A 24,664-nucleotide genomic window follows, 5' to 3' on the forward strand; every position below is an offset into this window, starting at 1 on the left:
GATCACTTCTCTGCCGCCACCGCGAGATCCGTTGCCGTCGCGAGACGGGAACGGCGATAGCCGTATACGAAGTAGAACACGAGCCCGACGGCCATCCAGACACCGAACACGATCCAGGTGACCTCGGAGAGGCTGCCCATCATCCAGATGCAGAAGAGGAAGCCCAGCGCGGGCAGCACCGGCGACAGCGGCACGCGGAACGTGCGGTGCATGGCCGGGCGGGTCCGGCGCAGCACCACGACGGCGATGTTGACCAGCGCGAAGGCGAACAGCGTGCCGATGCTGGTGGCGTCCGCCAGCTGGCCCAGCGGGATCGCGGCGGCCAGGAGACCGCAGAACACGGACACGATGATCGTGTTGGCGCGCGGCGCGCCGGTCTTCGGGTGGACCCTGGAGAAGATCTTGGGCACCAGGCCGTCGCGGGACATCGCGAACAGGATGCGGGTCTGGCCGTAGAGCACGGTCAGCACGACGCTGGCGATGGCGATGACCGCGCAGAACGCGAGCAGCGTGCCCCAGAAGCTCTGCCCGGTGACGTCGGTCATGATCTGCGCGAGCGCGGCCTCGGAGTCCTTGAACTTCTTCCAGGGCCAGGCACCCACGGCGACGGCCGCGACGAGGACGTACAGCGCGGTCACGATGACCAGCGACAGCATGATCGCGCGCGGCAGGTCGCGCTGTGCGTCCTTCGCCTCCTCACCGGCGGTGGAGGCGGCGTCGAAGCCGATGTACGAGAAGAACAGCGTGGCACCGGCCGCGCTGACTCCGGCCATGCCGAGCGGCATGAAGTTGGCGTAGTTGCCGGACTTGAAGCCCATGAAGCCGATGGCGCAGAAGAGGATCAGCGCGGCGATCTTCACGCTCACCATGACGGTGTTGGCGCGCGCGGACTCCTTGGCGCCGCCGAGCAGGAACACCATGCCGAGCAGGACGACGATCAGGGCGGGCAGGTTGAAGATGCCGCCCTGGCCGGGCGGCGCCGACAGGGCGTCCGGGATGGTGACGCCTATGGTGCCGTCCAGCAGCTCGTTCAGGTACTGGCCCCAGCCGACGGCCACGGCGGCCACCGAGACGCCGTACTCCAGCAGCAGGCACCAGCCGCAGACCCAGGCGACCAGTTCGCCCATGGTTGCGTATGCGTACGAGTACGAGGAACCGGAGACCGGGATGGTGCCCGCCAGCTCGGCGTAGGACAGGGCCGAGAACAGCGCGGTGAGACCGGCGATCACGAAGGAGAGGGTGACGGCCGGACCCGCCTTGGGGACGGCCTCGCCGAGGACGACGAAGATGCCGGTGCCGAGCGTGGCACCGATGCTGATCATGGTCAGCTGCCACAGCCCGAGGGAGCGCCGAAGCTGCCCTCCCTCACCCTGGCCGCCCTCCGCGACCAGGCGTTCCACAGGCTTGCGCCGCATGAGGCGCGCGGCGACGCCCGGGGACGCGGGGGCGGTCGCTGGGCGGTCGTGCGGGGGTGCGCCTTGGTCGAGCACGCGCTGGCTCCTTATCGCTGCCGGTCACTGCGGGACGGGGACCCGGTGCAGCCCTGCCAGGGCAGGAACCCACCGAGCGGGGTCCCCGCCACGCCACGTACAGCGCAGCACCCTACGGGGGCGGCCTTCACGGGCGTAATGCAGCAACCTTGCGCGTCCCCGGATGATCATTGCGTTCATCCGCCCAGAACGCCAATTCGTTGCACCCGGAGCGACGAGCGTTGCGCGGCGGCCCCACCGGTCCGCTCTGCGAGGTCCTGAACACGCCGACGGCCCCCGTCGATCCCGGGGGCGGGATCAACGGGGGCCGTGCGGAAGGGACTTGAGGGACCCGATGGACTTGAGGGTCAGCTCCAGCTGGCGTGCAGCGGCTTGCCCTCGGCGTAACCGGCGGCGCTCTGGATGCCGACGATGGCCTTCTCGGCGAACTCCTCCAGGGAGCCCGCGCCGGCGTAGGTGCACGACGAGCGGACGCCCGCGATGATCGAGTCGATCAGGTCCTCGACGCCCGGGCGGGTCGGGTCGAGGAACATGCGGGAGGTGGAGATGCCCTCCTCGAACAGCGCCTTGCGGGCTCGGTCGTAGGACGACTCCTCCGACGTGCGGTTGGCCACCGCACGCGCGGACGCCATGCCGAAGGACTCCTTGTAGGCGCGTCCGTTGGCGTCGTGCTGGAGGTCGCCCGGGGACTCGTAGGTGCCCGCGAACCAGGAGCCGACCATCACGTTGGACGCACCGGCCGCGAGGGCCATGGCGACGTCGCGCGGGTGGCGGACACCGCCGTCGGCCCACACGTGCTTGCCGTACTTCTTCGCCTCGGCGGCGCACTCCAGAACCGCGGAGAACTGCGGCCGGCCCACGCCGGTCATCATGCGGGTGGTGCACATGGCGCCGGGGCCCACACCGACCTTGATGATGTCCGCGCCGGCGTCGACGAGATCCTTGACGCCCTCGGCGGAGACGATGTTGCCCGCGGCGATCGGCACCTGCGGGTCGAGCGCGCGCACCAGCTTGATCGCGCTGATCATCGACTCCTGGTGACCGTGCGCGGTGTCGATGACGAGCGTGTCCACGCCCGCGTCGAGCAGCTGCTTGGCCTTGCCCGCCACATCGCCGTTGATGCCGACGGCGGCGGCGATGCGCAGCTTGCCGTTCGCGTCCACAGCCGGCGTGTACAGCGTGGCGCGCAGGGCGCCCTTGCGGGTGAGGATGCCGGCCAGCTTGCCGTCCTTGTCGACGGCCGGGGCGTAGCGCCGGTTGTGCTGGTCGAGGGTGTTGAAGGCCTCGCGCGGGTCGATGTCCGCGTCGAGGAGGAGCAGGTCCTTGGACATGACCACTTCGAGCTGTGTGAAGCGGTCGACGCCGGTCAGGTCCTCGTCGGTGACGACGCCGACCGGACGCTGGTTCTCGTCCACGACGACACCGGCGTTGTGGGCGCGCTTGGGCAGCAGCGCGAGCGCGTCGGCGACGGTCTGGTGGGGGGCAAGCACGATCGGGGTGTCGAGCACCAGGTGGCGGCTCTTGACCCAGGAGACGACGTCGGTGACGACGTCGATCGGGATGTCCTGCGGGATGACCACCAGGCCGCCGCGGCGGGCCATGGTCTCGGCCATACGGCGGCCGGCGATGGCGGTCATGTTGGCGACGACGAGCGGGATGGTGGTGCCCGTGCCGTCCGGCGAGCTGAGGTCCACGCCCTGACGCGAACCGACCGCGGAGCGGCTCGGCACCATGAACACGTCGTCGTACGTCAGGTCGTACGGGGGCTGGATGTCATTGAGGAAACGCACGTGCCGCACATCCCAGTCGATCAGAGGTGACCCCCCGACAGGTGTGCCGGGGGGAAAGAGCACGTACTTCATTGTCCCATGTCGGAGGCCGGGTCATGCCCCCACAGAACATCCAGGCCCGCCGCGGATCAGCTAGGAGGATCCTCCAACAGCGAGGGCGACGGTGAGCGAGGGAGTCCGGTCCACCGCTTCGGTGAACACGTCCTGCGCGATCCGCCACTCCTTCGGCCGCGCCTCGGCGTACGGCTGCCAGCCGCGCACGACGATCAGCAGCCCCTGCTCGACGGCCCCCTCGGGCCACACGGTGTGGTCGGACAGGGAGTCCGCCAGCGCGTCCCAGTTCCGGCCGAACCAGTCGGGCAGTGCCAGGGCCCGGGCGGCGCGGTCCATCAGACCGGCCTTGTCGGTGACTCCGTCGAGGTCCAGGGTGACGACGAGCCGCCCTGCCAGGTCTTCGCTCATCCCAGCACCGCCCGGAACGAGTTGTAGTGATCATCGGTGTAGTAGATCTCCCCGGCCTTGCCGGTGATGATGCGCCGGGCGCCGCGGTCGCGCGAGCCGGGCGTCTTGACGGTGTACTCGTGGTAATAGCCGCGCTGGTGCCCCGGCAGGTGCCGCTCGACGTTCCCGAAGACGATGCCGTCCCGGGCGTAGGGATAGGGGCCGCCCTTGTCGATGAGGGCGAGGGTCTGCCGGGCCTCGGCGGGCAGCGCGGACGCCTGGACGGTGGCCATGCCCTTGGCCCAGCCGGGCGTGGCCGAGGGGGCGGCAGGGGCGTGCGAGGCAGGGCCTGCACTCTTGCCGATACCGGAGCTCCTGCCGGTGCCGGTGCTCGTGTGGTGCGACGAGCAGCCGGTCAGCAGGACGGCGAGGACGACGAGCAGCCCCGCGAACAGGCGGGGCACCGCCCGTCGTCGGGACGGTGGGGGGACGAACCGCAGCAACATGCGGATGATGCTGCCACGGCCGTCCCACCGCCACGAACTCCGCGCCCGGCGACCGGAGTCGGCCAGTGGGCCGGATCTGCCGGGCCCGGGGCAGGGGCCGGTCAGGAACCGTCGGGGTCCGCGCGGCTCAGGGCCGGCTTCGGGGTCGGTCCCGCCGTCATCAGGTAGTCCGCGGCCGAGGTGTCCGTGACCAGGCTGGTGACCAGCCCGGAGCGCAGCACCGCGTCGATCGCGGGAGCCTTGCGCTGCCCGCCCGCGATCGCCACGACCTCCGGGATACGGCGCAGCTGGTCGGTCTTGACCGTGATGCACCGCTCCCCCAGGTCCCGCCCGATCCGGCGCCCCTCGGCGTCGAAGAGGTGCGCGGACATCTCGGCGGCGACACCGAGCGAGGCGTAGTGCGCCCGCTCCTCGTCGCTGAGCATGTCGTGCACCGTCGAGATGCCCGGCTCCCAGGAGCCGATGGAGACGCAGGCGACCGTGACCTTGTCGAAGTACTCGAAGGCCCGGGCGATCCCGGTCTGGTGGCGCAGCGCCGCCGCGGTGGCCGCGTCCGGCAGCAGCATCGGCGCGTAGATGGGGTGCGCGTCCCCGCCGGACACCTGCGCGGCGCGGCGCACCGCCTCCACCGATCCGCGCTCGGCGGTCCCGGCGTCGTACACCCCCGTCAGCTGCACCACCGTGCACGGCGGCAGCCGGTCGAGCGCCGCCGCCATGTGGATGGTGGACCGGCCCCAGGCCAGCCCCAGCACGTCCCCCTCGTCGACGAGTTCGCCGAGCAGGTCGGCGGCGACCTCGCCGAGGTTCTCCGGGTCGGGGGTCTCCTCGGCCTCGGCCGGGGACTCGACCACGACGGCGTGCCTCAGGCCGTACCGGGCGCGGAGCGCGTCGGAGCGCTCGGCGTCCAGCTCGGCCGGCACGCGGATCTCGATGCGGACGAGATCCCGTTCGAGGGCCGTCTCCAGGACCCGGGCCACCTTGAAGCGGCTGACGCCGAACTCCTCGGCGATCTGGATCTTGGACTTCCCCTCAAGGTAGAAGCGGCGGGCCATGGCCGCCGCCTGGACCAGCTCAGCGGGTCCCATCCGCATGGCTGACCGGCCCGCCGACATACCCGACACGGCGATCTCCTCACTGCTGTTCACACTCTGGATTCGCCGTTCATCCTTGCAGATTCGGGGCGACTGATCTGCCCTGATGGGCGCCGTTCACTTAACCGTTCATGTATCTGTGGCTCAGTGGTCGCATGCCCAGGACGACCGGGCGGTGACCGCGTCCGCCTGGGCGCGCAGGGCACGCACCGCCTCCGCCGGGTCCGCCGCGCCGTAGACCGCCGAGCCGGCCACGAAGACGTCCGCGCCCGCCTCCGCGCACTGCTCGATCGTCGAGGCGGAGACACCGCCGTCCACCTGGAGCCACATCTGGAGGCCGTGCTTGGCGATCAGCTCCCGGGTGCGGCGGATCTTCGGCAGCATGATGTCGAGGAAGGCCTGGCCGCCGAAGCCGGGCTCGACCGTCATGATCAGCAGCATGTCGAGCTCGGGCAGCAGATCCTCGAACGGCTCGATCGGCGTCGCCGGCTTGAGCGCCATGGAGGCACGGGCGCCCTTGGCGCGGATCTCCCGGGCGAGCCGCACGGGAGCGGCGGCCGCCTCCACGTGGAAGGTGACCGAGGAGGCGCCCGCCTCGACGTACCGGGGAGCCCAGCGGTCGGGGTCCTCGATCATCAGATGGCAGTCCAGCGGGGTGTCCGTCGCACGCGCCAGGGACTCCACGACCGGCACGCCGAGCGTGAGGTTCGGGACGAAGTGGTTGTCCATGACGTCGACATGGAGCCAGTCGGCGCCTTGGACCGCCTTGGCCTCCTCCGCGAGGCGGGCGAAGTCGGCGGACAGGATGCTGGGGTTGATCTGGGCCATGCCCCAAGACTGCCATGTCCGGAGCACTGATGTTCGCGTCCGTCCACAGGCGGGGCCGTTCATCATACTGACGCGGCCGCCTGTGGATGACTCCCGGTGAACGCGTGACCTCAGCCGGTACGACGGATGAGCGCCAGGTACATCGCGTCGGTGCCGTGCAGATGCGGCCACAGCTGGAGGTCCGGCCCCTCGCCGAGCGCCGGTACGCCGGGCAGCAGCGGGCGCGCGTCGATCAGCTCGGTCTGCGGGTGCTGCTTGAGCACGTCGGAGACGACCGCCCGGGTCTCGGCGAGGTGCGGCGAGCAGGTGGCGTACCCGACGACGCCGCCGACACGCACCGAGTCGAGCGCGGTGCGCAGCAGGGCGCGCTGGAGCGGCGCGAAGTTCTCCAGGTCCTCGGGGCGCCGGCGCCAGCGGGCCTCCGGCCGCCGGCGCAGCGCGCCGAGCCCGGTGCACGGCACGTCCATCAGCACGCGGTCGAAGCTCCCGGACCGCCACGGCGGCCGGGTGCCGTCGGCGGCGATGACCTGGTACGGCCCGGGGTTGCCGGCCAGCGCCTTGGCGACCAGTCCGGCCCGGTGCGGCTGCTTCTCGGAGGCGAGCAGCGTGGCGCCGCGCTCGGCGGCGAGGGCGGCGAGCAGCGCGGCCTTGCCGCCGGGGCCGGCGCAGCCGTCGAGCCACCGCGTGTCGGATCCCTCGACGGGCGCGTTGGCGAGCGCCAGGGCCACCAGCTGGCTGCCCTCGTCCTGCACCCCGGCCCGGCCTTCGCGGACGGCCTCCACCGCGCCCGGCTCACCGCCCTCGGCGAGCCGCACGGCGTACGGCGACCAGCGCCCGGGCACGGCGGCCTCCTCGCGCAGCAGTTCGTCGGCGGTGGCCCGCCCCGGCCGCGCGACGAGGGTCACCTCGGGCCGCTCGTTGTCGGCCTCCAGCAGGTCCTCGATCCCGGCGCGCCCGCCGCCGAGCGAGTCCCAGAGCGCCGAGACGATCCAGCGGGGGTGCGAGTGCACGACGGCGAGGTGGTCCTCGGGGTCCTCGTCGTAGGGCGGCGCGATCTTCTCCAGCCAGCCGTCGAGGTCGTGCTGGGTCACCTTGCGCAGCACGGCGTTGACGAACTTGGCGCGTCCGTCGCCGAGCACCACGCGGGCCAGCTCCACGGAGGCGGACACGGCGGCGTGGGCCGGGATCCGGGTCCCGAGCAGCTGGTGCACACCGAGGCTGAGCACGTCGAGCACCGGCGGATCGACCTCGCGCAGCGGCCGGTCGACACAGGCGGCGATGACGGCGTCGTACGTCCCCTGCCGGCGCAGCGTGCCGTACACCAGCTCGGTGGCGAGGGCCGCGTCCCGTGCGTCGAACTTCTCCGGCCCCTCCTTCTCGCGCGCCTTGCGCAGCAGCGGCGGCAGCACGAGGTTGGCGTACGCGTCCCGCTCGTCGACCGCGCGCAGCGCCTCGAAGGCCAGGATGCGGACGGGGTCCTTCTGCGGACGGCGATAGGGCTTGGCGGGCCTATGGGGCCGCCGGGACTGCTCACTCACGAAAAAGGTGCTCCGGATACGAGGAAGGAGGTGCGGTCTCCAGCCTACGTCCGCGCACCGTCACCTCCGCCGCGCGGGTAGACCGGCCGCGGCGGACCCGCAGACGACCGACGGCGCATTGCGGCACCTCCGGCGGGGCACTCAGCCCCCGAGGGTCTCGTCCTCGGTGATGCGCACCCCGCGGGCCCAGTCGGCCGCCCGCATCGGCTTCTTGCCCTGGGCCTGCACCCAGAGCAGCTCGACGGCGTACGAACCCGTGCCGACGTGCACGCTGTTCTTGCCGACCGCCATCCGCCCCGGCGCGAGGTCGGTCCGCTCCGGCACGGGCGTGACCTGGATGAGCTTCAGCCGCTCGCCCCGGAAGGTGGTCCAGGCGCCGGGCGCCGGGGTGCAGCCGCGCACGACCCGGTCGACGCGCAGCGCGGGGGCGGTCCAGTCCACCTGGGCGTCCTCGACGGTGATCTTCGGCGCGACGGTGACGCCGTCGGCCGGCTGCGGTACGGCCTTCAGGGTGCCGTCCTCGATGCCGTCCATGGTCGCGGCGAGCAGCCCGGCGCCGGCGAAGGCCAGCCGCGTGAGCAGGTCGCCGCTGGTGTCGGTGGCCCGGACCTCCTCGGTGACGGTGCCGTAGACGGGCCCGGAGTCGAGGCCCTCCTCGATGAGGAAGGTGGAGGCGCCGGTGATCTCGTCGCCCGCCATGATGGAGTGCTGCACCGGCGCGGCCCCGCGCCAGGCGGGCAGCAGCGAGAAGTGCAGGTTGACCCAGCCGTGAGTCGGGATGTCGAGGGCGACCCGGGGCAGCAGGGCGCCGTAGGCGACGACCGGGCAGCAGTCCGGGGCGATCTGCGTGAGCCGCTCCAGGAACTCCGGGTCGCGCGGCTTGAGGGGCTTGAGCACCTCGATCCCTGCCTCCTGCGCCCGCTCGGCCACGGGCGACGCGACCAGCCTGCGCCCGCGCCCGGCCGGCGCGTCGGGCCGCGTGACGACGGCGGCGACCTCGTGCCGCCCGGCGGCGATCAGGGCGTCCAGAGCGGGAACGGCGACCTCGGGGGTACCGGCGAAGACGAGCTTCATGGGCGGGATCGGGCCTCTCTGGCGGGGGTTGGACGGGCAGCGCACCAGTCTATGACCACCGGGGAAAGGCCGCCGACGGCCGAAGCCGCACAGGTCGGCGTCGCGGCCGGGAGACACGGGCGGTGCGCGGGCGCGGCAGCGGTCCCGCACCGCTGCCGGGCGCGGGCGCCCGCCCGACCGGCGTACGCATATGCCCGTACGCCCCCACCCCGTGACCAGCGGCGCGCACACGCGTTGGTCAAGAAAGAGTTGACCACAACGGGCCGCTTTCGCGGCCCAATTCCTTTCAACGCCGGTTCGAGAGGCTTGTTCATGGCCGACCACGCAACCCACGACGCCCAGGCCCGGGCCAGCCTGCACTTGCTGGTGCGGGACATCGAGCGGGTCCGCCGACAGGTGGACGCGCTGCGCACGCTCACCGCCCAGCTGGGCAACGTCTACCGCCCGCGCCGCTCCGGCCCGTCCACGGGCTTCGTCGTCTACGGACGTGCCCCCGCCCCGACGGTCCGCCTGGCCCAGGAACTCCGCGACAGCGTCGAGACCCTGGTCACGGCCGCCGTGGACTTCGACCGCTCACTCGGCTTCTCGTGGGACGCGGTCGGCTCGGCGCTCGGAGTCACCAAGCAGGCGGTGCACCGCCGTTACGGCGCCCGCCGCGCCGCGGCCCAGGCGGCCGCCGCCGAGACCGAACGGACGCCGGAGCCGTCCGCCGCGCGCACGCTCGGCGTGAACACGGGCCTGCCGACGGTGCCCACGGTCCCCGCGGCCCGCTCCATGCCCACCCAGCCGACCGCGGGCAGCCCCGCCCTGCGCGACGACGCCCGCCCGACGGCGTTCCCCGGGCCGCGCAACGGCTGACGCCGACGCGCCGACGCGCCCCGGCCCGCGCCGCCCGGCCCTCCCGGCACCACGTCCGGGAGGGCACTCACATGTCTCCCGGGGAGCGCACGTCACCCGATGTCCGGCGGATCGATCCGCACCCGCACGGCCTCCGCGGCCCCGCCGGCGTGCCCGCTGCCCCGCGCCATCCGCGCGGCCTGAGCGGCCTTCAGCGCGGCGGCCAGCGCCGCCCCGCTCCCCGGCGGCACCCGCACAAGTGCCCGCTCCCAGTGCTCGCCGGGCGGCGGGGCGCCGGGCCTGCGAGGCCGACCGGGCGGCGTGGGCGGCACCGGAACCGGCCCCAACACCTCGGCGTCCGGCGGCAGTTCGGCCGACGCCAGGAAGCCGGCGACGGCCGCCGGCGCTCCTGTGACAGCCGCCATCCGGGACACCGGCGGGAAGCCCAGCTCCGCCCGCTCGGCCAGTTCCCGCACCGCGTGCCCGACGGGGTCCCAGCGCACCAGCGCCTGCACCGGCCGCAAGGTCGGCTCGGCCACCACGACCACCGTGCCCCCCTCGCCCTGCGGCCGGACCAGCGCGCTCGCCGCGATCCACCGGCGCAGCGCGTCCTCGCCGGCCCGCAGGTCGGGGCGGACGAGCATGGCCCAGCCGTCCAGCAGCAGGGCCGCCGCGTAGCCGCCCTCGGCGACGGGTTCGGCGCCCGGGGTGCTCACCACCAGCGCGGGCGTGCCCGGCACGGTGTCCAGCACCTGCTCCCGTCCCGAGGTCCGCACCGGTACGGCGGGAAAGGCGCGCCCCAGTTCCTCGGCCGTCCGGCGCGCCCCCACCACCTGGGCGCGCAGCCGGAAGCCGCCGCACTCCGGGCAGTGCCACGCGCTCTCCTCACGCCCGCACCAGCCGCACCGCAGCACTCCCGCGTCCTGGCCCTGGAGCGGTCCGGCGCAGTGCCGGCACCGCGCGGGCGCCCGGCACCGGTCGCAGGCCATGCGGGGGGCGTAGCCACGCCGGGGCACCTGCACCAGCACCGGCCCGTGCCGCAGTCCTTCGCGCGCCGCCTGCCAGGCCAGGGTCGGCAGCCGGGCGGCGCGGGCGGCCTCGTCGCGGGCGAGGTCGTCGTCGCCGACCGTCCGGACCACGGGCGCGGTCCGCCGTACCTGCTCACGGCCGGCGACCAGCGGCCGGGCCCAGCCGCTCTCCACGAGCTGGGCGGCCTCCACGGTGCAGCCGAATCCGCCCAGCAGGAAGGCGCACTTGTCCAGCGCGGCGCGCAGCAGCAGCACATCGCGCGCGTGCGGCTGCGGGGCGTGCTGCTCGCTCAGGCTGTCGTCGCCGTCGTCCCAGACCGCGACGAGGCCCAGGTCGCGCACGGGCGCGAACATGGCGGCCCGTGTCCCCACGACGGCCCGTACGGATCCGCGCCGCACGGCGAGCCACTGCGCGTACCGCTTCTCGGGTCCCGCGTCGGCGGTCAGCAGCGCGTGCCGGCCCGGGCCGAGGAGCGCGGTGAGCGCGGCGTCGACCCGGGCCGCGGCCCGCCCGTCCGGTACGACGACGAGGGCGCCGCGCTCCGAGGCGAGCGTGGCGGCGACGGCCCGGGCCAGCTCCTCGCTCCACAGCGGACCCGGCAGCGCGTTCCACACGGCCCGGGGCGCCGCGCCGGAGGCGAGGGCCTCCAGGAAGGCGCCCCCGTGCTCGTACCGCCCCCAGGATCCGGCGGTCGGGGGGTTCGGCGGCGGCAGCGGGTCCGGTGACGGCCGCTGTTCGGCACGGGCGCTGCGCGGCGGCACGGCCAGCTGGAGCACATCGGCGAGGCTGCCCGCGTAGCGGTCGGCGACGGCCCGGGCGAGGCCGAGCAGCTCCTCGCTCAGCACGGGCTCCGGGGACACGACCTGGGCCAGTGCGGCCAGCGGCCCGGAGTAGTCGGACTCGGCGCGGCGCTCGATCAGAAAGCCGTCGATGAGGCCGCCGCCCTCGCGGCGCCCTTCGCGCACCCGGTGCCGGCCGGCCCCGAACCGCACGCGCACCCGCACCCCGGGCTGCGCCTGCGCGTCCAGCTCCTCGGGGACGGCGTAGTCGAAGTACCGGTCGAGGTGCAGCACGCCCTTGTCGACCAGGACCCGGGCGACGGGCAGCTCCTTGGCGAGCGCGGCGCCCCGCCAGGTGCGCGGCTTGGCGCGTGGTGTCCTCGCCTTGCGCACGCTCTCCCGGATGAGCGCGAGCTGCTCCGGCGGCGCCCCTTCGGCGTCCCCGCCCCCCTGCTCGTTCTCGCTGCTCACGCTTGCATTCTTACCAAACGCCACTGACAACGGCCCGCCCGCGGCCTGCCGTTCACATCCATGTACCGCATGACGGCGTCGGGTCCCGGGATCACCGAACGGTGGTCCCGGGAGCCGGTGTCAGCCGTGTCGCCGCTCGTCTCAGAGACCGACGGCCTTGCGCAGGGCGTCCACGCGGTCGGTGCGCTCCCAGGTGAAGTCGGGCAGCTCCCGGCCGAAGTGGCCGTAGGCCGCCGTCTGGGAGTAGATCGGGCGGAGCAGGTCGAGGTCGCGGATGATCGCGGCCGGACGCAGGTCGAAGACGGCGTCGATGGCCTTCTCGATCTTCTCGGTCTCGACCTTGTGGGTGCCGAACGTCTCGACGAACAGACCGACGGGCTCGGCCTTGCCGATCGCGTACGCGACCTGCACCTCGCAGCGGGAGGCCAGCCCGGCCGCCACCACGTTCTTGGCGACCCAGCGCATCGCGTACGCCGCCGAGCGGTCCACCTTGGACGGGTCCTTGCCCGAGAACGCGCCGCCGCCGTGCCGGGCCATGCCGCCGTACGTGTCGATGATGATCTTGCGGCCGGTCAGACCGGCGTCGCCCATCGGGCCGCCGATCTCGAAACGGCCGGTCGGGTTGACCAGCAGGCGGTAGCCGTCGGTGTCGAGCTTGATGCCGTCCTCCAGCAGGGCCTTCAGCTCGGGCTCCACGACGAACTCACGGATGTCGGGGGCGAGCAGCGACTCCAGGTCGATGTCGGAGGCGTGCTGCGAGGAGACGACGACCGTGTCCAGACGGACGGCCTTGTCGCCGTCGTACTCGATGGTGACCTGCGTCTTGCCGTCCGGGCGCAGGTAGGGGATCGTGCCGTTCTTGCGGACCTCGGACAGCCGCTTCGACAGGCGGTGCGCCAGGAAGACCGGCAGCGGCATCAGCGTCGGCGTCTCGTCGGACGCGTAGCCGAACATCAGGCCCTGGTCGCCCGCGCCCTGCTTGTCCAGCTCGTCCTCATCGCCCTCGACGCGGTTCTCGTACGCCGTGTCGACGCCCTGCGCGATGTCCGGGGACTGCGCGCCGATGGACACCGACACGCCGCAGGAGGCGCCGTCGAAGCCCTTCTTGGAGGAGTCGTAGCCGATCTCCAGGATCTTGTTGCGGACCAGGGTCGCGATGTCCGCGTACGCCTTGGTCGTGACCTCGCCGGCCACGTGCACCAGGCCGGTGGTGATCAGCGTCTCGACGGCGACCCGGGAGGTCGGGTCCTCGCGCAGAAGCGCGTCGAGAATGGTGTCGCTGATCTGGTCAGCGATCTTGTCGGGGTGGCCCTCGGTCACGGACTCCGAGGTGAACAGGCGACGGGACACAACGCTCCCTGTGGTTGCAGCGGCTGCTGGCTGATCATTTTCTGTCGGCACGAGGGCTGCGCCTGATGCCGACCTGGAACAGTTTATCGGTCGCACTCGCCCGATGGGCCACAGTCTCACCTCTCGGGAGTGCTGTGACCTGCGGCACGGGCATTCTGCCCAATGCCCGGTGGCGTTGGCCAGGGTCGCCACACGCGAATCGAGAGGTGATCGAGAAGTGCTCGCGCACGCCCCCAGCGGGCGTCCGCGGGGGCGCGCCGGGGCTCAGCGCAGGCGCTCGGCGACCAGGTCCCACACGGTGTCGGCCAGGGCTTCCTTGGGCCCGTGCGGCACGGCGGTCTCGCTGCCGTCGGCGCCCAGCACGACGGCTTCGTTCTCCTCGGAGCCGAACGTCCTGCGCTCCCCCACCTCATTGACGACGAGCAGGTCACAGCCCTTGCGGGCGAGTTTGGTGCGGCCGTTCGCGAGGACGTCGTCGGTCTCGGCGGCGAAGCCGACGACCACCTGCCCCGGCCGGGCACGATCGGCGGAAATCTCCGCAAGAATGTCCGGATTCCGCAGGAGGACGATCGGCTCGGGCTCCTGGCCGTCCTTCTTCTTGATCTTCCCGGCGGCGTAGACGGCCGGGCGGAAGTCCGCGACGGCGGCGGCCATGACGACCGCGTCGGCGTCCGCCGCCGCCTTCACGACGGCCTCGCGCAGCTGGACCGCCGTACCGACCGGGACGACGTCCACGCCCGCCGGGTCGGGCAGGCCGGTGTTGGCCGCGATCAGCGTGACCCGGGCGCCGCGGGCGGCGGCGGTGCGGGCGAGGGCGTAGCCCTGCTTGCCGGAGGAGCGGTTGCCGAGGAAGCGGACCGGGTCGAGGGGCTCGCGGGTGCCGCCGGCCGACACGACCACGTGGCGGCCCTTCAGGTCGGGCTCGGTGGCGCCCCGGGCCAGCACCCGGCGGCAGACCTCGAAGATCTCGGCCGGGTCGGGCAGCCGGCCCTTGCCGGTGTCGACCCCGGTGAGCCGGCCGACGGCGGGCTCGATGACGACGGCGCCGCGGCGGCGCAGCGTGGCCACGTTCTCCTGGGTGGCCGGGTGCTCCCACATCTCGGTGTGCATGGCGGGCGCGAAGACGACCGGACAGCGGGCGGTCAGGAGCGTGTTGGTCAGCAGGTCGTCGGCGAGGCCGTGGGCGGCCTTGGCCAGCGTGTCGGCCGTGGCGGGCGCGACGACGACGAGGTCGGCGCCCTGGCCGATGCGGACGTGCGGGACCTCGTGGACGTCGTCCCAGACCTCCGTCGAGACGGGGTTGCCCGACAGCGCGGACCAGGTGGCGGCGCCGACGAAGTGCAGCGCCGAGCCGGTGGGGACGACGCGTACGTCGTGACCCGACTCCGTCAGTCTGCGCAGCAGCTCACAGGCCTTGTACGCGGCGATTCCGCCACTGACCCCCAGAACGACCTTCGGCTTGTCCACCGTCTCTCCCCGGCTCGGAACCTACGGGACCATCACACACCACAGGCCCGGCAGCATGCCTGCCGGGCCTGTGGATAAGTCAACTGCGATCTGAAAGTACTACTGCGCGGGGCCCTCGATGGCCTCGGACGTCAGCAGACCCGCGTTGATCTCACGCAGGGCGATCGAGAGCGGCTTCTCGTGCACGTGGGTGTCGACGAGCGGGCCGACGTACTCCAGCAGGCCCTCGCCGAGCTGGGAGTAGTACGCGTTGATCTGACGGGCGCGCTTGGCGGCGTAGATCACGAGGCTGTACTTCGAGTCGGTGGCCTCAAGCAACTCGTCGATCGGCGGGTTGATGATGCCCTCGGGCGCGGTGATGGAAGAGGACACGCTCTACCTTCCGAAAGAGGGAAAAAGATCGAGAACGATCACACAACGTCCATCAAGGCTAGCAGCTCGCGCGCCACGTCCTCGACGGAGGTGTTGACCAAGGTCATGTCGAACTCCGGCTCGGCCGCCAACTCGGTCCTGGCCGCCTCCAGGCGGCGCTCGATGACCTCGGGCGACTCGGTGCCCCGGCCGGTCAGCCTGCGCACGAGCTCCTCCCAGGAGGGAGGAGCCAGGAACACCAGTCGGGCGTCGGACATCGACTCCCGGACCTGTCGGGCGCCCTGGAGGTCGATCTCCAGCAGAACGGGCTCGCCGTTCTCCAGGCGCTCCAGCACGGCCGCGCGCGGCGTGCCGTAGCGGTTCCCGGCGAACTCGGCCCACTCCAGCAGCTCACCGTTGGCGATCAGCTTGTCCATCTCCTCGTCGGTGACGAAGAAGTAGTGGACTCCGTGCCGCTCGCCGGGGCGGGGCTTGCGGGTGGTGGCCGACACCGAGAGCCAGACCTCGGGGTGTTCCTTGCGCATATGGGCGACGACCGTGCTCTTGCCGACCCCCGAGGGGCCGGAGAGCACGGTCAGCCGCGGACGTTCACTCATGCAGCGATTATTCCAGCAATCCCGGGGTGCCCGGGACGCCCGGTCTGCTCCCCGTGGACCGGGGAGCAGGACTCAGGAGCCGGTGCTGCCGAACTCACGCTCCAGGGAGGCGATCTGGTTGGAACCGAGACCCCGCACGCGGCGGCTCTCGGAGATGCCCAGACGCTCCATGATCTGCTTGGCGCGGACCTTGCCCACGCCGGGCAGCGACTCGAGCAGCGCGGAGACCTTCATCTTGCCGATGACGTCGTTCTCCTGGCCCTGCTTGATGACCTCGTGCAGGGAGGCGCCGGAGTGCTTGAGTCGATTCTTGACCTCGGCCCGCTCCCGGCGAGCCGCGGCGGCCTTTTCGAGCGCGGCTGCGCGCTGTTCAGGGGTAAGGGGCGGAAGAGCCACGCCTACGTCACCTCGGATGTCGAACTGTCGGATACGGACCGGTGAGGAACCTAGTCGCCCCACACCTGGGGAGCCACGAGCAACACGCTGCCCGTTCTCCCCCACTGTCTTGAGGGCGCGGGAGGTGCCCCCACTGCTCGGAGACTAGCGGGCAAGTCCGCCAGAGTCAGCGAGAACAGCGGAAAAGTCCTGGTCAGCCTCCGCCAGGACGGATATTTCAGACATAATGCCCCCGATTTGAGGATGTATTCACACTCAAGTCGCCGACCTGCCGCCTGCCCGGACATACATCGGAGGGGTCAGGAACCTGCGACGACGGCCTGAATCTCCTCGGCGAAACGCTCCGCGGCCGCGCGCACCGCCGCCGTGTCGGGACCGTGACGCAGAACACCCCGGCTCACGTTCGGCACGACGTTGCGCAGCGCCGAACCGAAGACCTTCGGCAGGTCGGCCGCCGTCGCCCCCTGCGCGCCGACGCCGGGCGCCAGCAGCGGGCCGTTGATCGCGAGGTCGTACGACGACAGGTCGCCGACCGTCGCGCCGACGACGGCGCCGAAGGAGCCCAGCGGCTCCTCCCCGGCGTTCTCGGCGGCCAGGTGGGCCAGCATGGTCGCCCCCACGCTGCGGCCGTCGGCGCGCACCGCGTGCTGCACCTCGGGGCCCTCCGGGTTCGAGGTCAGCGCCAGCACGAACAGGCCGGCGCCGCTCTCGCGGGCGAGGGCCACGGCCGGGCTGAGCGAGCCGTAGCCGAGGTACGGCGAGACCGTCAGGGCGTCGGAGAACAGCGGGGCGTCCTGGTGCAGGTACGCCTCCGCGTACCCGGCCATGGTGGAACCGATGTCGCCGCGCTTGGCGTCCATCACGACGAGCGTGCCGGCCGCGCGCGCCTCCCGGACGACCGTTTCCAGGACGGCGACGCCGCGCGAGCCGAAGCGCTCGAAGAAGGCGCTCTGCGGCTTCATCACGGCGACCCGGTCGGCCACGGCCTCGACGACCGTGCGGCTGAACCGCTCCAGACCGGCCACGTCGTCGTTCAGATCCCACCCGGCGAGCAGCGAGGCGTGCGGGTCGATGCCGACGCACAGTGGGCCGCGCTCGTCCATGACGCGGCGCAGCCGGGCGCCGAAGGGCTCCATCGAGGTCATGCGGGCTTCCTCACGTCGGCGCCGACCGCGTCGGCGAGGGTGGCGTAGGGGCTGGTGCGCAGGCGCGCGGCGAGGCCCTTGTGGATCGCGCGGGCCCAGAAGGGACCCTCGTAGATGAAGGCGCTGTAGCCCTGGACCAGCGTGGCGCCGGCCAGGATGCGCTGCCAGGCGTCCTCGGCGGTCTCGACGCCGCCGACGCCCACCAGGGTGATCCGGTCGCCCACGCGCGCGTACAGGCGGCGCAGGACCTCCAGGGAGCGCTCCTTGAGCGGGGCGCCGGACAGGCCGCCGGTCTCCTGCACGAGCGAGGGTGCGGAGCGCAGGCCGAGGCCCTCGCGCGCGATGGTGGTGTTGGTGGCGATGATGCCGTCCAGGCCCAGCTCCACGGCCAGGTCGGCGACGGCGTCGACGTCCTCGTCGGCGAGGTCCGGGGCGATCTTCACCAGCAGCGGGACGCGGCGGTTCGCGACCGTGCGGTCGGCGGCCGCGCGCACGGCGGTCAGCAGCGGGCGCAGCGACTCGGTGGCCTGGAGGTTGCGCAGGCCGGGTGTGTTCGGCGAGGAGACGTTGACGACCAGGTAGTCGGCGTACGGCGCGAGCCGCTCGGCGGACTTCACGTAGTCGCCGACGGCCTCCGCCTCCGGGACGACCTTGGTCTTGCCGATGTTGACGCCCACGACGGTCCTGAAGACCGGCTCGCGGGTCGCGAGGCGGGCCGCCACGGTCAGGGAGCCGTCGTTGTTGAAGCCCATGCGGTTGATCAGCGCGCGGTCCGCGACGAGGCGGAACAGCCGCTTCTTGGGGTTGCCGGGCTGCGGCTCCCCCGTCACCGTGCCGATCTCGACATGGTCGAAGCCCAGCATCGCCATGCCGTCGATCGCGACGGCGTTCTTGTCGAAGCCCGCGGCGAGCCCGAAGGGGCCGTGCATGCGCAGCCCGAGGGCCTCGGTGCGCAGTTCCTTGTGGCGGGGGGCGAGGGCGGCCGCGACGAAGGTGCGCAGCACGGGGACGTGCACGGCCAGACGGATCCAGCGGAAGGCCATGTGGTGGGCCTTCTCGGCGTCCATCCGCCGGAACACCAGACGGAAGAAGAGCTTGTACATCTCGGGAAAGTCCTCGGGTCCTCAGGGGGTCCTCGTACAGAGGGGGACACCGTTTCCGGTGTCCCCCTCAGGGCTGCTAGTCGCGGGCCGCGGTCAGGTGTTCCGCGTGTTCCTGGAGCGAACGGACGCCCACGTCACCGTGGTTGAGGGCGTCGATGCCCTGGACGGCGGCGGCGAGGGCCTGGACGGTCGTCAGGCACGGCACCGAACGGGCCACCGCCGCCGTACGGATGTCGTAGCCGTCGAGGCGGCCGCCGGTGCCGTAAGGGGTGTTGACGATGAGGTCGACCTCGCCGTCGTGGATGAGCTGGACGATGGTCTTCTCGCCGTTCGGGCCGGTGCCCTCGGACTGCTTGCGCACGACCGTGGCGTTGATGCCGTTGCGCTTGAGGACCTCGGCGGTGCCGGAGGTGGCGAGCAACTCGAAGCCGTGCGCGACCAGTTCGCGCGCCGGGAAGATCATCGAGCGCTTGTCGCGGTTGGCGACCGAGATGAACGCGCGGCCCTTGGTGGGCAGCGGGCCGTACGCGCCGGCCTGGGACTTGGCGTACGCCGTGCCGAAGACCGAGTCGATGCCCATGACCTCACCCGTGGAGCGCATCTCCGGGCCGAGGACGGTGTCGACGCCGCGGCCCTGGATGTCGCGGAAGCGCGACCACGGCATGACGGCCTCCTTGACGGAGATCGGCGCGTCCAGCGGCAGTTCGCCGCCGTCGCCGGTCGCCGGGAGCAGGCGCTCGGCGCGCAGCTCCGCGATCGTCGCGCCCAGCGAGATCCGGGCGGCGGCCTTGGCCAGCGGCACCGCGGTCGCCTTCGAGGTGAAGGGCACGGTGCGCGAGGCGCGCGGGTTGGCCTCCAGGACGTAGAGGATGTCACCCGCCATCGCGAACTGGATGTTGATCAGGCCGCGCACGCCGACGCCCTTGGCGATGGCCTCCGTCGAGGCCCGCAGGCGCTTGATGTCGTAGCCGCCCAGGGTGATGGGGGGCAGGGCACAGGCCGAGTCGCCGGAGTGGATGCCGGCCTCCTCGATGTGCTCCATGACGCCGCCGAGGTACAGCTCCTCGCCGTCGTAGAGGGCGTCGACGTCGATCTCGATCGCGTCGTCCAGGAAGCGGTCGACGAGCACCGGCCGGGAGGGGCTGATCTCGGTCGACTCGGCGATGTAGGACGCGAGGCGGGTCTCGTCGTAGACGATCTCCATGCCCCGGCCGCCCAGGACGTACGAGGGCCGGACGAGCACCGGGTAGCCGATCTCGTCGGCGATGGCCTTGGCGCCCTCGAAGGTGGTGGCCGTGCCGTGCTTCGGGGCGGGCAGGCCCGCCTCGGCGAGGACGCGGCCGAAGGCGCCGCGGTCCTCGGCGGCGTGGATGGCCTCCGGCGAGGTGCCGACGACCGGTACGCCGTTGTCCTTCAGGGCCTGGGCGAGGCCCAGCGGGGTCTGGCCGCCCAGCTGCACGATCACGCCCGCCACCGGGCCGGCCTGCTGCTCGGCGTGGACGATCTCCAGCACGTCTTCCAGCGTCAGCGGCTCGAAGTACAGGCGGTCGGAGGTGTCGTAGTCCGTGGAGACGGTCTCCGGGTTGCAGTTGACCATCACCGTCTCGTAGCCCGCGTCGCTCAGCGCGAAGGAGGCGTGGACGCAGGAGTAGTCGAACTCGATGCCCTGGCCGATGCGGTTCGGGCCGGAGCCCAGGATGATGACGGCCGGCTTCTCGCGGGGCGCGACCTCGTTCTCCTCGTCGTAGGAGGAGTAGAAGTACGGCGTCTTCGCCGCGAACTCGGCGGCGCAGGTGTCGACCGTCTTGTAGACCGGGCGGATGCCGAGGGCGTGCCGCACCTCGCGGACGACGTCCTCGCGCAGGCCGCGGATCTCGGCGATCTGCTGGTCGGAGAAGCCGTGCCGCTTGGCCTCGGCGAACAGCCCGGCGGTCAGCTCGGGGGCCTCGGCGAGCTCGTCCGCGACCTCCTTGATCAGGAAGAGCTGGTCCACGAACCAGGGGTCGATCTTCGTGTACGCGAAGACCTCCTCGGGGGTGGCGCCCGCGCGGATGGCCCGCATGACCGTGTTGATGCGGCCGTCGGTGGGCCGTACGGCCTGTTCGAGGAGGCCGTGCTTGTCGCCGGGCTCGCCGACGAAGGTGAACTGGCTGCCCTTCTTCTCCAGCGAGCGCAGCGCCTTCTGGAAGGCCTCGGTGAAGTTGCGGCCGATGGCCATGGCCTCGCCGACCGACTTCATGGTGGTGGTCAGCGTGGAGTCGGCCTGCGGGAACTTCTCGAACGCGAAGCGCGGCGCCTTGACGACGACGTAGTCGAGCGTGGGCTCGAAGGAGGCCGGGGTCTCCTGCGTGATGTCGTTCGGGATCTCGTCCAGCGTGTAGCCGACGGCCAGCTTGGCGGCGATCTTCGCGATCGGGAAGCCGGTGGCCTTGGAGGCGAGGGCGGACGAGCGGGACACGCGCGGGTTCATCTCGATGACGATCACGCGACCGTCCTCGGGGTTCACCGCGAACTGGATGTTGCAGCCGCCGGTGTCGACGCCGACCTCGCGGATCACGGCGATGCCGATGTCCCGCAGGATCTGGTACTCGCGGTCGGTCAGCGTCATCGCGGGCGCGACGGTGATCGAGTCACCGGTGTGCACGCCCATCGGGTCGAAGTTCTCGATGGAGCAGACGACCACGACGTTGTCGTGCTTGTCGCGCATCAGCTCCAGCTCGTACTCCTTCCAACCGAGGATGGACTCCTCCAGGAGCACCTCGGTGGTCGGGGAGAGCGTGAGGCCCTGGCCGGCGATGCGGCGCAGCTCCTCCTCGTCGTGCGCGAAGCCGGAACCGGCGCCGCCCATGGTGAAGGACGGGCGGACGACGACCGGGTAGCCGCCGAGGGTCTCGACGCCCTGGAGGACGTCCTCCATGGAGTGGCAGATGACCGAGCGGGCGGACTCGCCGTGGCCGGTCTTGCGCCGGACCTCTTCCACGACGTCCTTGAACAGGTCGCGGTCCTCGCCCTTGTGGATGGCCTCGGGCTTGGCGCCGATCAGCTCGACGCCGTACTTGGTGAGGACACCGTTCTCGTGCAGCGAGATCGCGGTGTTCAGGGCCGTCTGGCCGCCCAGGGTGGGCAGCAGGGCGTCGGGGCGCTCCTTGGCGATGATCTTCTCGACGAACTCCGGGGTGATCGGCTCGACGTACGTCGCGTCGGCGATCTCCGGGTCGGTCATGATCGTCGCCGGGTTGGAGTTGACGAGGATGACGCGCAGGCCCTCGGCCCTGAGCACGCGGCACGCCTGGGTGCCGGAGTAGTCGAACTCGGCGGCCTGGCCGATGACGATCGGGCCGGAGCCGATGACCAGGACGGACTGGATATCGGTGCGCTTAGGCACGCTGGCCCTCCATCAGGGAAACGAAGCGGTCGAACAGGTAGGCGGCGTCGTGCGGGCCCGCTGCCGCTTCGGGGTGGTACTGGACGGAGAAGGCCGGCTGGTCGAGCAGCTGGAGCCCCTCCACGACGTCGTCGTTCAGGCAGACGTGCGAGACCTCGGCGCGGCCGAACTTCGTCTCGCTGACCTGGTCGAGCGGCGCGTCCACGGCGAAGCCGTGGTTGTGCGCGGTGACCTCGACCTTGCCGGTCGTGCGGTCCTGGACCGGCTGGTTGATGCCACGGTGGCCGTACTTCAGCTTGTAGGTGCCGAAGCCGAGGGCGCGGCCGAGGATCTGGTTGCCGAAGCAGATGCCGAACAGCGGCGTCTTCCGCTCCAGGACGGCGGTCATCAGGGCCACCGGGCCGTCGGCCGTGGCCGGGTCGCCGGGGCCGTTGGAGAAGAACACGCCGTCCGGCTCGACGGCGTAGATGTCGTCGGGCGTGGCGGTGGCGGGCAGGACGTGGACCTCGATGCCGCGCTCGGCCATGCGGTGCGGGGTCATGCCCTTGATGCCGAGGTCGATCGCGGCGACGGTGAACCTCTTCGCACCGATCGCGGGGACGACGTAGGCCTCCTTGGTGGCGACCTCCTCGTACAGGCTCAGGCCCTTCATGCGGGGCTGGGCCTGCACGCGCTCCAGCAGCTCGGCCTCGGGGGCGATCGCCTCGCCGGAGAAGACGCCGGCGCGCATGGAGCCGCGCTCGCGCAGGTGGCGGGTGAGGGCGCGGGTGTCGATCCCGGAGATGCCGACCACGCCCTGCGCGACCAGCTCGTCGTCCAGCGAGCGCTTGGCCCGCCAGTTGGACGGCACGCGCGCGGGGTCGCGCACGACGTAGCCGGAGACCCAGATGCGGCTCGACTCGTCGTCCTCGTCGTTCCAGCCCGTGTTGCCGATCTGCGGGGCGGTCGCGACCACGATCTGGCGGTCGTACGACGGGTCGGTCAGGGTTTCCTGGTAGCCGGTCATGCCGGTGGAGAACACGGCCTCGCCGAAGGTCTCCCCCACGGCCCCGTAGGCGCGGCCGCGGAAGATCCGGCCGTCCTCCAGGACGAGTACGGCGGGAACCTTGGCGGCTCCCCTGGTGGAGGTCGTCATCGTGCGCCTTCCGTGTCGTTGATCATGTGGTTCAGGGTGTCGACCCACTCGGTGTGCTCGGCCGCCTGCTCGGAGCGGAAGCCGGAGTCGATCAGCTTGTCGCCGAGCGCCCAGGTCACCACCAGCAGGCCGCCCTCGGGGAGGACCTTGCCGGCGATGGCCGCCTCCAGCCGGGCCCCGCGCAGTGCGGCGGCGGGGATGAAGAAGTCGTTCGCTCCGGGACGCTCGACCTCCAGGCCCGCCTCGGTCAGGGTCAGCTCGGCCCGGCTGCGGGCGCCCAGGCCGTGGGCCACGATGCGGTCCAGCCACTGCCCCGCGGTGGTGGAGCCGTGGTAGCGGCCGCTCAGCTCAAGTTTCACCGGGCCGGTCTCCTCCGGCGCGCTGGGCGGCTCCGGAAGGTCGCTCTGGAGCGTGCCGCGCCACTTCCAGCCCTCGCGCATCAGCCAGTAGACGAGCGCGATGAACAGGAGGAGTCCGACGAGCCAGCCGATGCGGGCCGGCCAGTCGGTGACGTCGGCCGACTTCCTGGCCTCGGCCAGCAGGATGAGAGGTGTCACGTGAGCTTCCCGTCGACGAGCGTGGCCTTGCCCCGCAGCCACGTGTGCGTCACACGGCCCGGCAGCTCACGCCCCTGGTAGGGGGTGTTGCGGCTGCGCGAGGCGAAGCCCGCGGGGTCCACCTGACCACGGTATTCCGTGTCGACGAGGGTGAGGTTGGCGGGCTCACCGGCCGAGACGGGACGGCCGTGCCCGGTGGCCTGTCCGATCTGCGCGGGCTTGACGGACATCCGGTCGGCGACGCCGGCCCAGTCCAGCAGGCCCGTGTCGACCATGGTCTCCTGGACCACTGACAACGCGGTCTCCAGGCCCACCATCCCCATGGCGGCCGCGGCCCACTCGCAGTCCTTGTCCTCGTGCGGGTGGGGGGCGTGGTCGGTGGCGACGATGTCGATCGTGCCGTCGGCCAGGGCCTCGCGCAGGGCGTGCACGTCGCGCTCGGTGCGCAGCGGCGGGTTGACCTTGTAGACGGGGTTGTACGTGCGCACCAGCTCGTCGGTGAGGAGCAGGTGGTGCGGGGTGACCTCGGCGGTGACGTCGATGCCGCGGGACTTGGCCCAGCGGACGATCTCGACGCTGCCGGCGGTCGACAGGTGGCAGATGTGGACGCGGGAGCCGACGTGCTCGGCGAGCAGGACGTCCCGGGCGATGATCGATTCCTCGGCCACCGCCGGCCAGCCCCCGAGCCCCAGCTCGGCGGAGACGACGCCCTCGTTCATCTGGGCGCCCTCGGTCAGCCGCGGCTCCTGCGCGTGCTGGGCGACGACACCGCCGAAGGCCTTCACGTACTCCAGGGCGCGACGCATGATCACGGCGTCGTCCACGCACTTGCCGTCGTCGGAGAAGACGGTGACCCCGGCGGCCGACTCGTGCATGGCGCCCAGTTCGGCGAGCTTCCTGCCCTCCAGGCCGACGGTGACGGCGCCGATGGGCTGCACGTCGCAGTAGCCGTGCTCCCGGCCGAGCCGGTAGACCTGCTCGACGACACCGGCGGTGTCGGCGACCGGGAAGGTGTTGGCCATGGCGAACACGGCCGTGTAGCCGCCGGAGGCGGCCGCGCGCGTGCCGGTCAGCACGGTCTCGGAGTCCTCGCGGCCGGGCTCGCGCAGGTGGGTGTGCAGGTCGACCAGGCCCGGCAGCAGCACCTTGCCGCCGGCCTCCACGACCTCCGCGCCCTCGGCGGACAGGCCGGTGCCGACCGCCTCGATGACCTCACCTTCGATCAGCACGTCCTGCGGCTCGCCGCCGAGCACCTTCGCACCACGGATCAGGATCTTGCTCATG

21 protein-coding genes are annotated in these 24,664 nt (G+C 72.0%); 1 reads left to right on the forward strand and 20 read right to left on the reverse strand.

The features are described 5' to 3' along the window. Positions 1-2: 2 nt before the first annotated feature. The 8 genes from AC4OXY_RS13050 to fmt all read right to left on the reverse strand — a co-directional run bounded on the left by AC4OXY_RS13050 (position 3) and on the right by fmt (position 8,758). A complete protein-coding gene (locus AC4OXY_RS13050) occupies positions 3-1,490 on the reverse strand; it encodes an amino acid permease (protein WP_356032717.1) in 1,488 nt (495 codons plus the stop codon). Between the two features lie 347 nt (positions 1,491-1,837). Then, positions 1,838-3,280: a GuaB1 family IMP dehydrogenase-related protein gene (locus AC4OXY_RS13055; RefSeq protein WP_356032715.1), complete on the reverse strand. Its 1,443-nt coding sequence runs from the start codon at positions 3,278-3,280 to the stop codon at positions 1,838-1,840. 132 nt (positions 3,281-3,412) lie between these two features. Then, a complete protein-coding gene (locus AC4OXY_RS13060) occupies positions 3,413-3,742 on the reverse strand; it encodes a barstar family protein (RefSeq protein WP_356032713.1) in 330 nt (109 codons plus the stop codon). Further along, entirely contained in the window at positions 3,739-4,227 is a 489-nt protein-coding gene (locus AC4OXY_RS13065; RefSeq protein WP_402069051.1) for a guanyl-specific ribonuclease, read from the reverse strand. The genes AC4OXY_RS13060 and AC4OXY_RS13065 overlap by 4 nt, the downstream gene beginning before the upstream one ends. Before the next feature lie 101 nt (positions 4,228-4,328). After that, the gene (locus AC4OXY_RS13070) at positions 4,329-5,372 is read right to left on the reverse strand and encodes a sugar-binding transcriptional regulator (RefSeq protein WP_356032707.1); all 1,044 of its coding nucleotides are present in this window, start codon (positions 5,370-5,372) and stop codon (positions 4,329-4,331) included. A 90-nt stretch (positions 5,373-5,462) separates the two neighbouring features. Then, a complete protein-coding gene (rpe, locus tag AC4OXY_RS13075) occupies positions 5,463-6,146 on the reverse strand; it encodes a ribulose-phosphate 3-epimerase (RefSeq protein WP_491993964.1) in 684 nt (227 codons plus the stop codon). A 110-nt stretch (positions 6,147-6,256) separates the two neighbouring features. Then, a complete protein-coding gene (locus tag AC4OXY_RS13080) occupies positions 6,257-7,684 on the reverse strand; it encodes an RsmB/NOP family class I SAM-dependent RNA methyltransferase (protein WP_491993965.1) in 1,428 nt (475 codons plus the stop codon). Positions 7,685-7,825: 141 nt separating this feature from the next. Then, positions 7,826-8,758, reverse strand: coding sequence for a methionyl-tRNA formyltransferase (gene fmt, locus AC4OXY_RS13085; protein ID WP_356032699.1), 933 nt, complete (start codon positions 8,756-8,758; stop codon positions 7,826-7,828). Positions 8,759-9,070: 312 nt separating this feature from the next. On the opposite strand from fmt, the gene AC4OXY_RS13090 reads away from it, so the two are divergent. Then, entirely contained in the window at positions 9,071-9,616 is a 546-nt protein-coding gene (locus tag AC4OXY_RS13090) for a hypothetical protein (RefSeq protein ID WP_491993966.1), read from the forward strand. Between the two features lie 92 nt (positions 9,617-9,708). Here the strand turns inward: AC4OXY_RS13090 and AC4OXY_RS13095 are convergent, their stop codons facing one another. The 12 genes from AC4OXY_RS13095 to AC4OXY_RS13150 all read right to left on the reverse strand — a co-directional run bounded on the left by AC4OXY_RS13095 (position 9,709) and on the right by AC4OXY_RS13150 (position 24,663). Beyond that, positions 9,709-11,874, reverse strand: coding sequence for a primosomal protein N' (locus AC4OXY_RS13095; RefSeq protein ID WP_356032694.1), 2,166 nt, complete (start codon positions 11,872-11,874; stop codon positions 9,709-9,711). Between the two features lie 141 nt (positions 11,875-12,015). After that, positions 12,016-13,224 (reverse strand): methionine adenosyltransferase, encoded by a 1,209-nt coding sequence (gene metK, locus AC4OXY_RS13100; protein ID WP_491993967.1) that lies wholly within the window; start codon positions 13,222-13,224, stop codon positions 12,016-12,018. Between the two features lie 264 nt (positions 13,225-13,488). Then, complete coding sequence (coaBC, locus tag AC4OXY_RS13105) at positions 13,489-14,691, reverse strand: bifunctional phosphopantothenoylcysteine decarboxylase/phosphopantothenate--cysteine ligase CoaBC (RefSeq protein ID WP_356036790.1); 1,203 nt, start codon at positions 14,689-14,691, stop codon at positions 13,489-13,491. Positions 14,692-14,790: 99 nt separating this feature from the next. Then, a complete protein-coding gene (gene rpoZ, locus AC4OXY_RS13110; RefSeq protein WP_005319902.1) occupies positions 14,791-15,063 on the reverse strand; it encodes a DNA-directed RNA polymerase subunit omega in 273 nt (90 codons plus the stop codon). 38 nt (positions 15,064-15,101) lie between these two features. Continuing rightward, on the reverse strand, positions 15,102-15,659 hold the full coding sequence (gmk, locus tag AC4OXY_RS13115) for a guanylate kinase (RefSeq protein WP_356036793.1): 558 nt from the start codon (positions 15,657-15,659) through the stop codon (positions 15,102-15,104). 72 nt (positions 15,660-15,731) lie between these two features. Continuing rightward, positions 15,732-16,055, reverse strand: a complete 324-nt coding sequence (locus tag AC4OXY_RS13120) for an integration host factor (protein WP_003977346.1) — start codon at positions 16,053-16,055, stop codon at positions 15,732-15,734. 299 nt (positions 16,056-16,354) lie between these two features. After that, positions 16,355-17,200 (reverse strand): orotidine-5'-phosphate decarboxylase, encoded by an 846-nt coding sequence (gene pyrF / locus AC4OXY_RS13125; RefSeq protein WP_356036796.1) that lies wholly within the window; start codon positions 17,198-17,200, stop codon positions 16,355-16,357. Next, complete coding sequence (locus AC4OXY_RS13130; RefSeq protein WP_356036799.1) at positions 17,197-18,303, reverse strand: quinone-dependent dihydroorotate dehydrogenase; 1,107 nt, start codon at positions 18,301-18,303, stop codon at positions 17,197-17,199. Before AC4OXY_RS13130 ends, pyrF begins: the two co-directional genes overlap by 4 nt. 76 nt (positions 18,304-18,379) lie before the next feature. After that, positions 18,380-21,688 (reverse strand): carbamoyl-phosphate synthase large subunit, encoded by a 3,309-nt coding sequence (gene carB, locus AC4OXY_RS13135; protein ID WP_356036801.1) that lies wholly within the window; start codon positions 21,686-21,688, stop codon positions 18,380-18,382. Continuing rightward, positions 21,681-22,823, reverse strand: a complete 1,143-nt coding sequence (gene carA / locus AC4OXY_RS13140; RefSeq protein WP_356036804.1) for a glutamine-hydrolyzing carbamoyl-phosphate synthase small subunit — start codon at positions 22,821-22,823, stop codon at positions 21,681-21,683. The genes carB and carA overlap by 8 nt, the downstream gene beginning before the upstream one ends. Continuing rightward, positions 22,820-23,380, reverse strand: coding sequence for a PH-like domain-containing protein (locus AC4OXY_RS13145; protein ID WP_362822766.1), 561 nt, complete (start codon positions 23,378-23,380; stop codon positions 22,820-22,822). Before AC4OXY_RS13145 ends, carA begins: the two co-directional genes overlap by 4 nt. Further along, positions 23,377-24,663, reverse strand: a complete 1,287-nt coding sequence (locus tag AC4OXY_RS13150; protein ID WP_356036809.1) for a dihydroorotase — start codon at positions 24,661-24,663, stop codon at positions 23,377-23,379. Before AC4OXY_RS13150 ends, AC4OXY_RS13145 begins: the two co-directional genes overlap by 4 nt. Position 24,664 lies beyond the last annotated feature (1 nt).

Source organism: Streptomyces sp. HUAS MG56 (assembly GCF_058673395.1).

Bases quoted from the DNA above. Each gene is read 5' to 3' on its own strand.
- AC4OXY_RS13060 (WP_356032713.1), bottom strand. From the start codon at position 3,742: ATGAGCGAAGACCTGGCAGGGCGGCTCGTCGTCACCCTGGACCTCGAC.
- AC4OXY_RS13065 (WP_402069051.1), bottom strand. From the start codon at position 4,227: ATGTTGCTGCGGTTCGTCCCCCCACCGTCCCGACGACGGGCGGTGCCC.
- rpe (WP_491993964.1), bottom strand. From the start codon at position 6,146: ATGGCCCAGATCAACCCCAGCATCCTGTCCGCCGACTTCGCCCGCCTC.
- fmt (WP_356032699.1), bottom strand. From the start codon at position 8,758: ATGAAGCTCGTCTTCGCCGGTACCCCCGAGGTCGCCGTTCCCGCTCTG.
- AC4OXY_RS13090 (WP_491993966.1), top strand. From the start codon at position 9,071: ATGGCCGACCACGCAACCCACGACGCCCAGGCCCGGGCCAGCCTGCAC.
- gmk (WP_356036793.1), bottom strand. From the start codon at position 15,659: ATGAGTGAACGTCCGCGGCTGACCGTGCTCTCCGGCCCCTCGGGGGTC.
- pyrF (WP_356036796.1), bottom strand. From the start codon at position 17,200: ATGACCTCGATGGAGCCCTTCGGCGCCCGGCTGCGCCGCGTCATGGAC.
- AC4OXY_RS13130 (WP_356036799.1), bottom strand. From the start codon at position 18,303: ATGTACAAGCTCTTCTTCCGTCTGGTGTTCCGGCGGATGGACGCCGAG.
- carA (WP_356036804.1), bottom strand. From the start codon at position 22,823: ATGACGACCTCCACCAGGGGAGCCGCCAAGGTTCCCGCCGTACTCGTC.
- AC4OXY_RS13150 (WP_356036809.1), bottom strand. From the start codon at position 24,663: ATGAGCAAGATCCTGATCCGTGGTGCGAAGGTGCTCGGCGGCGAGCCG.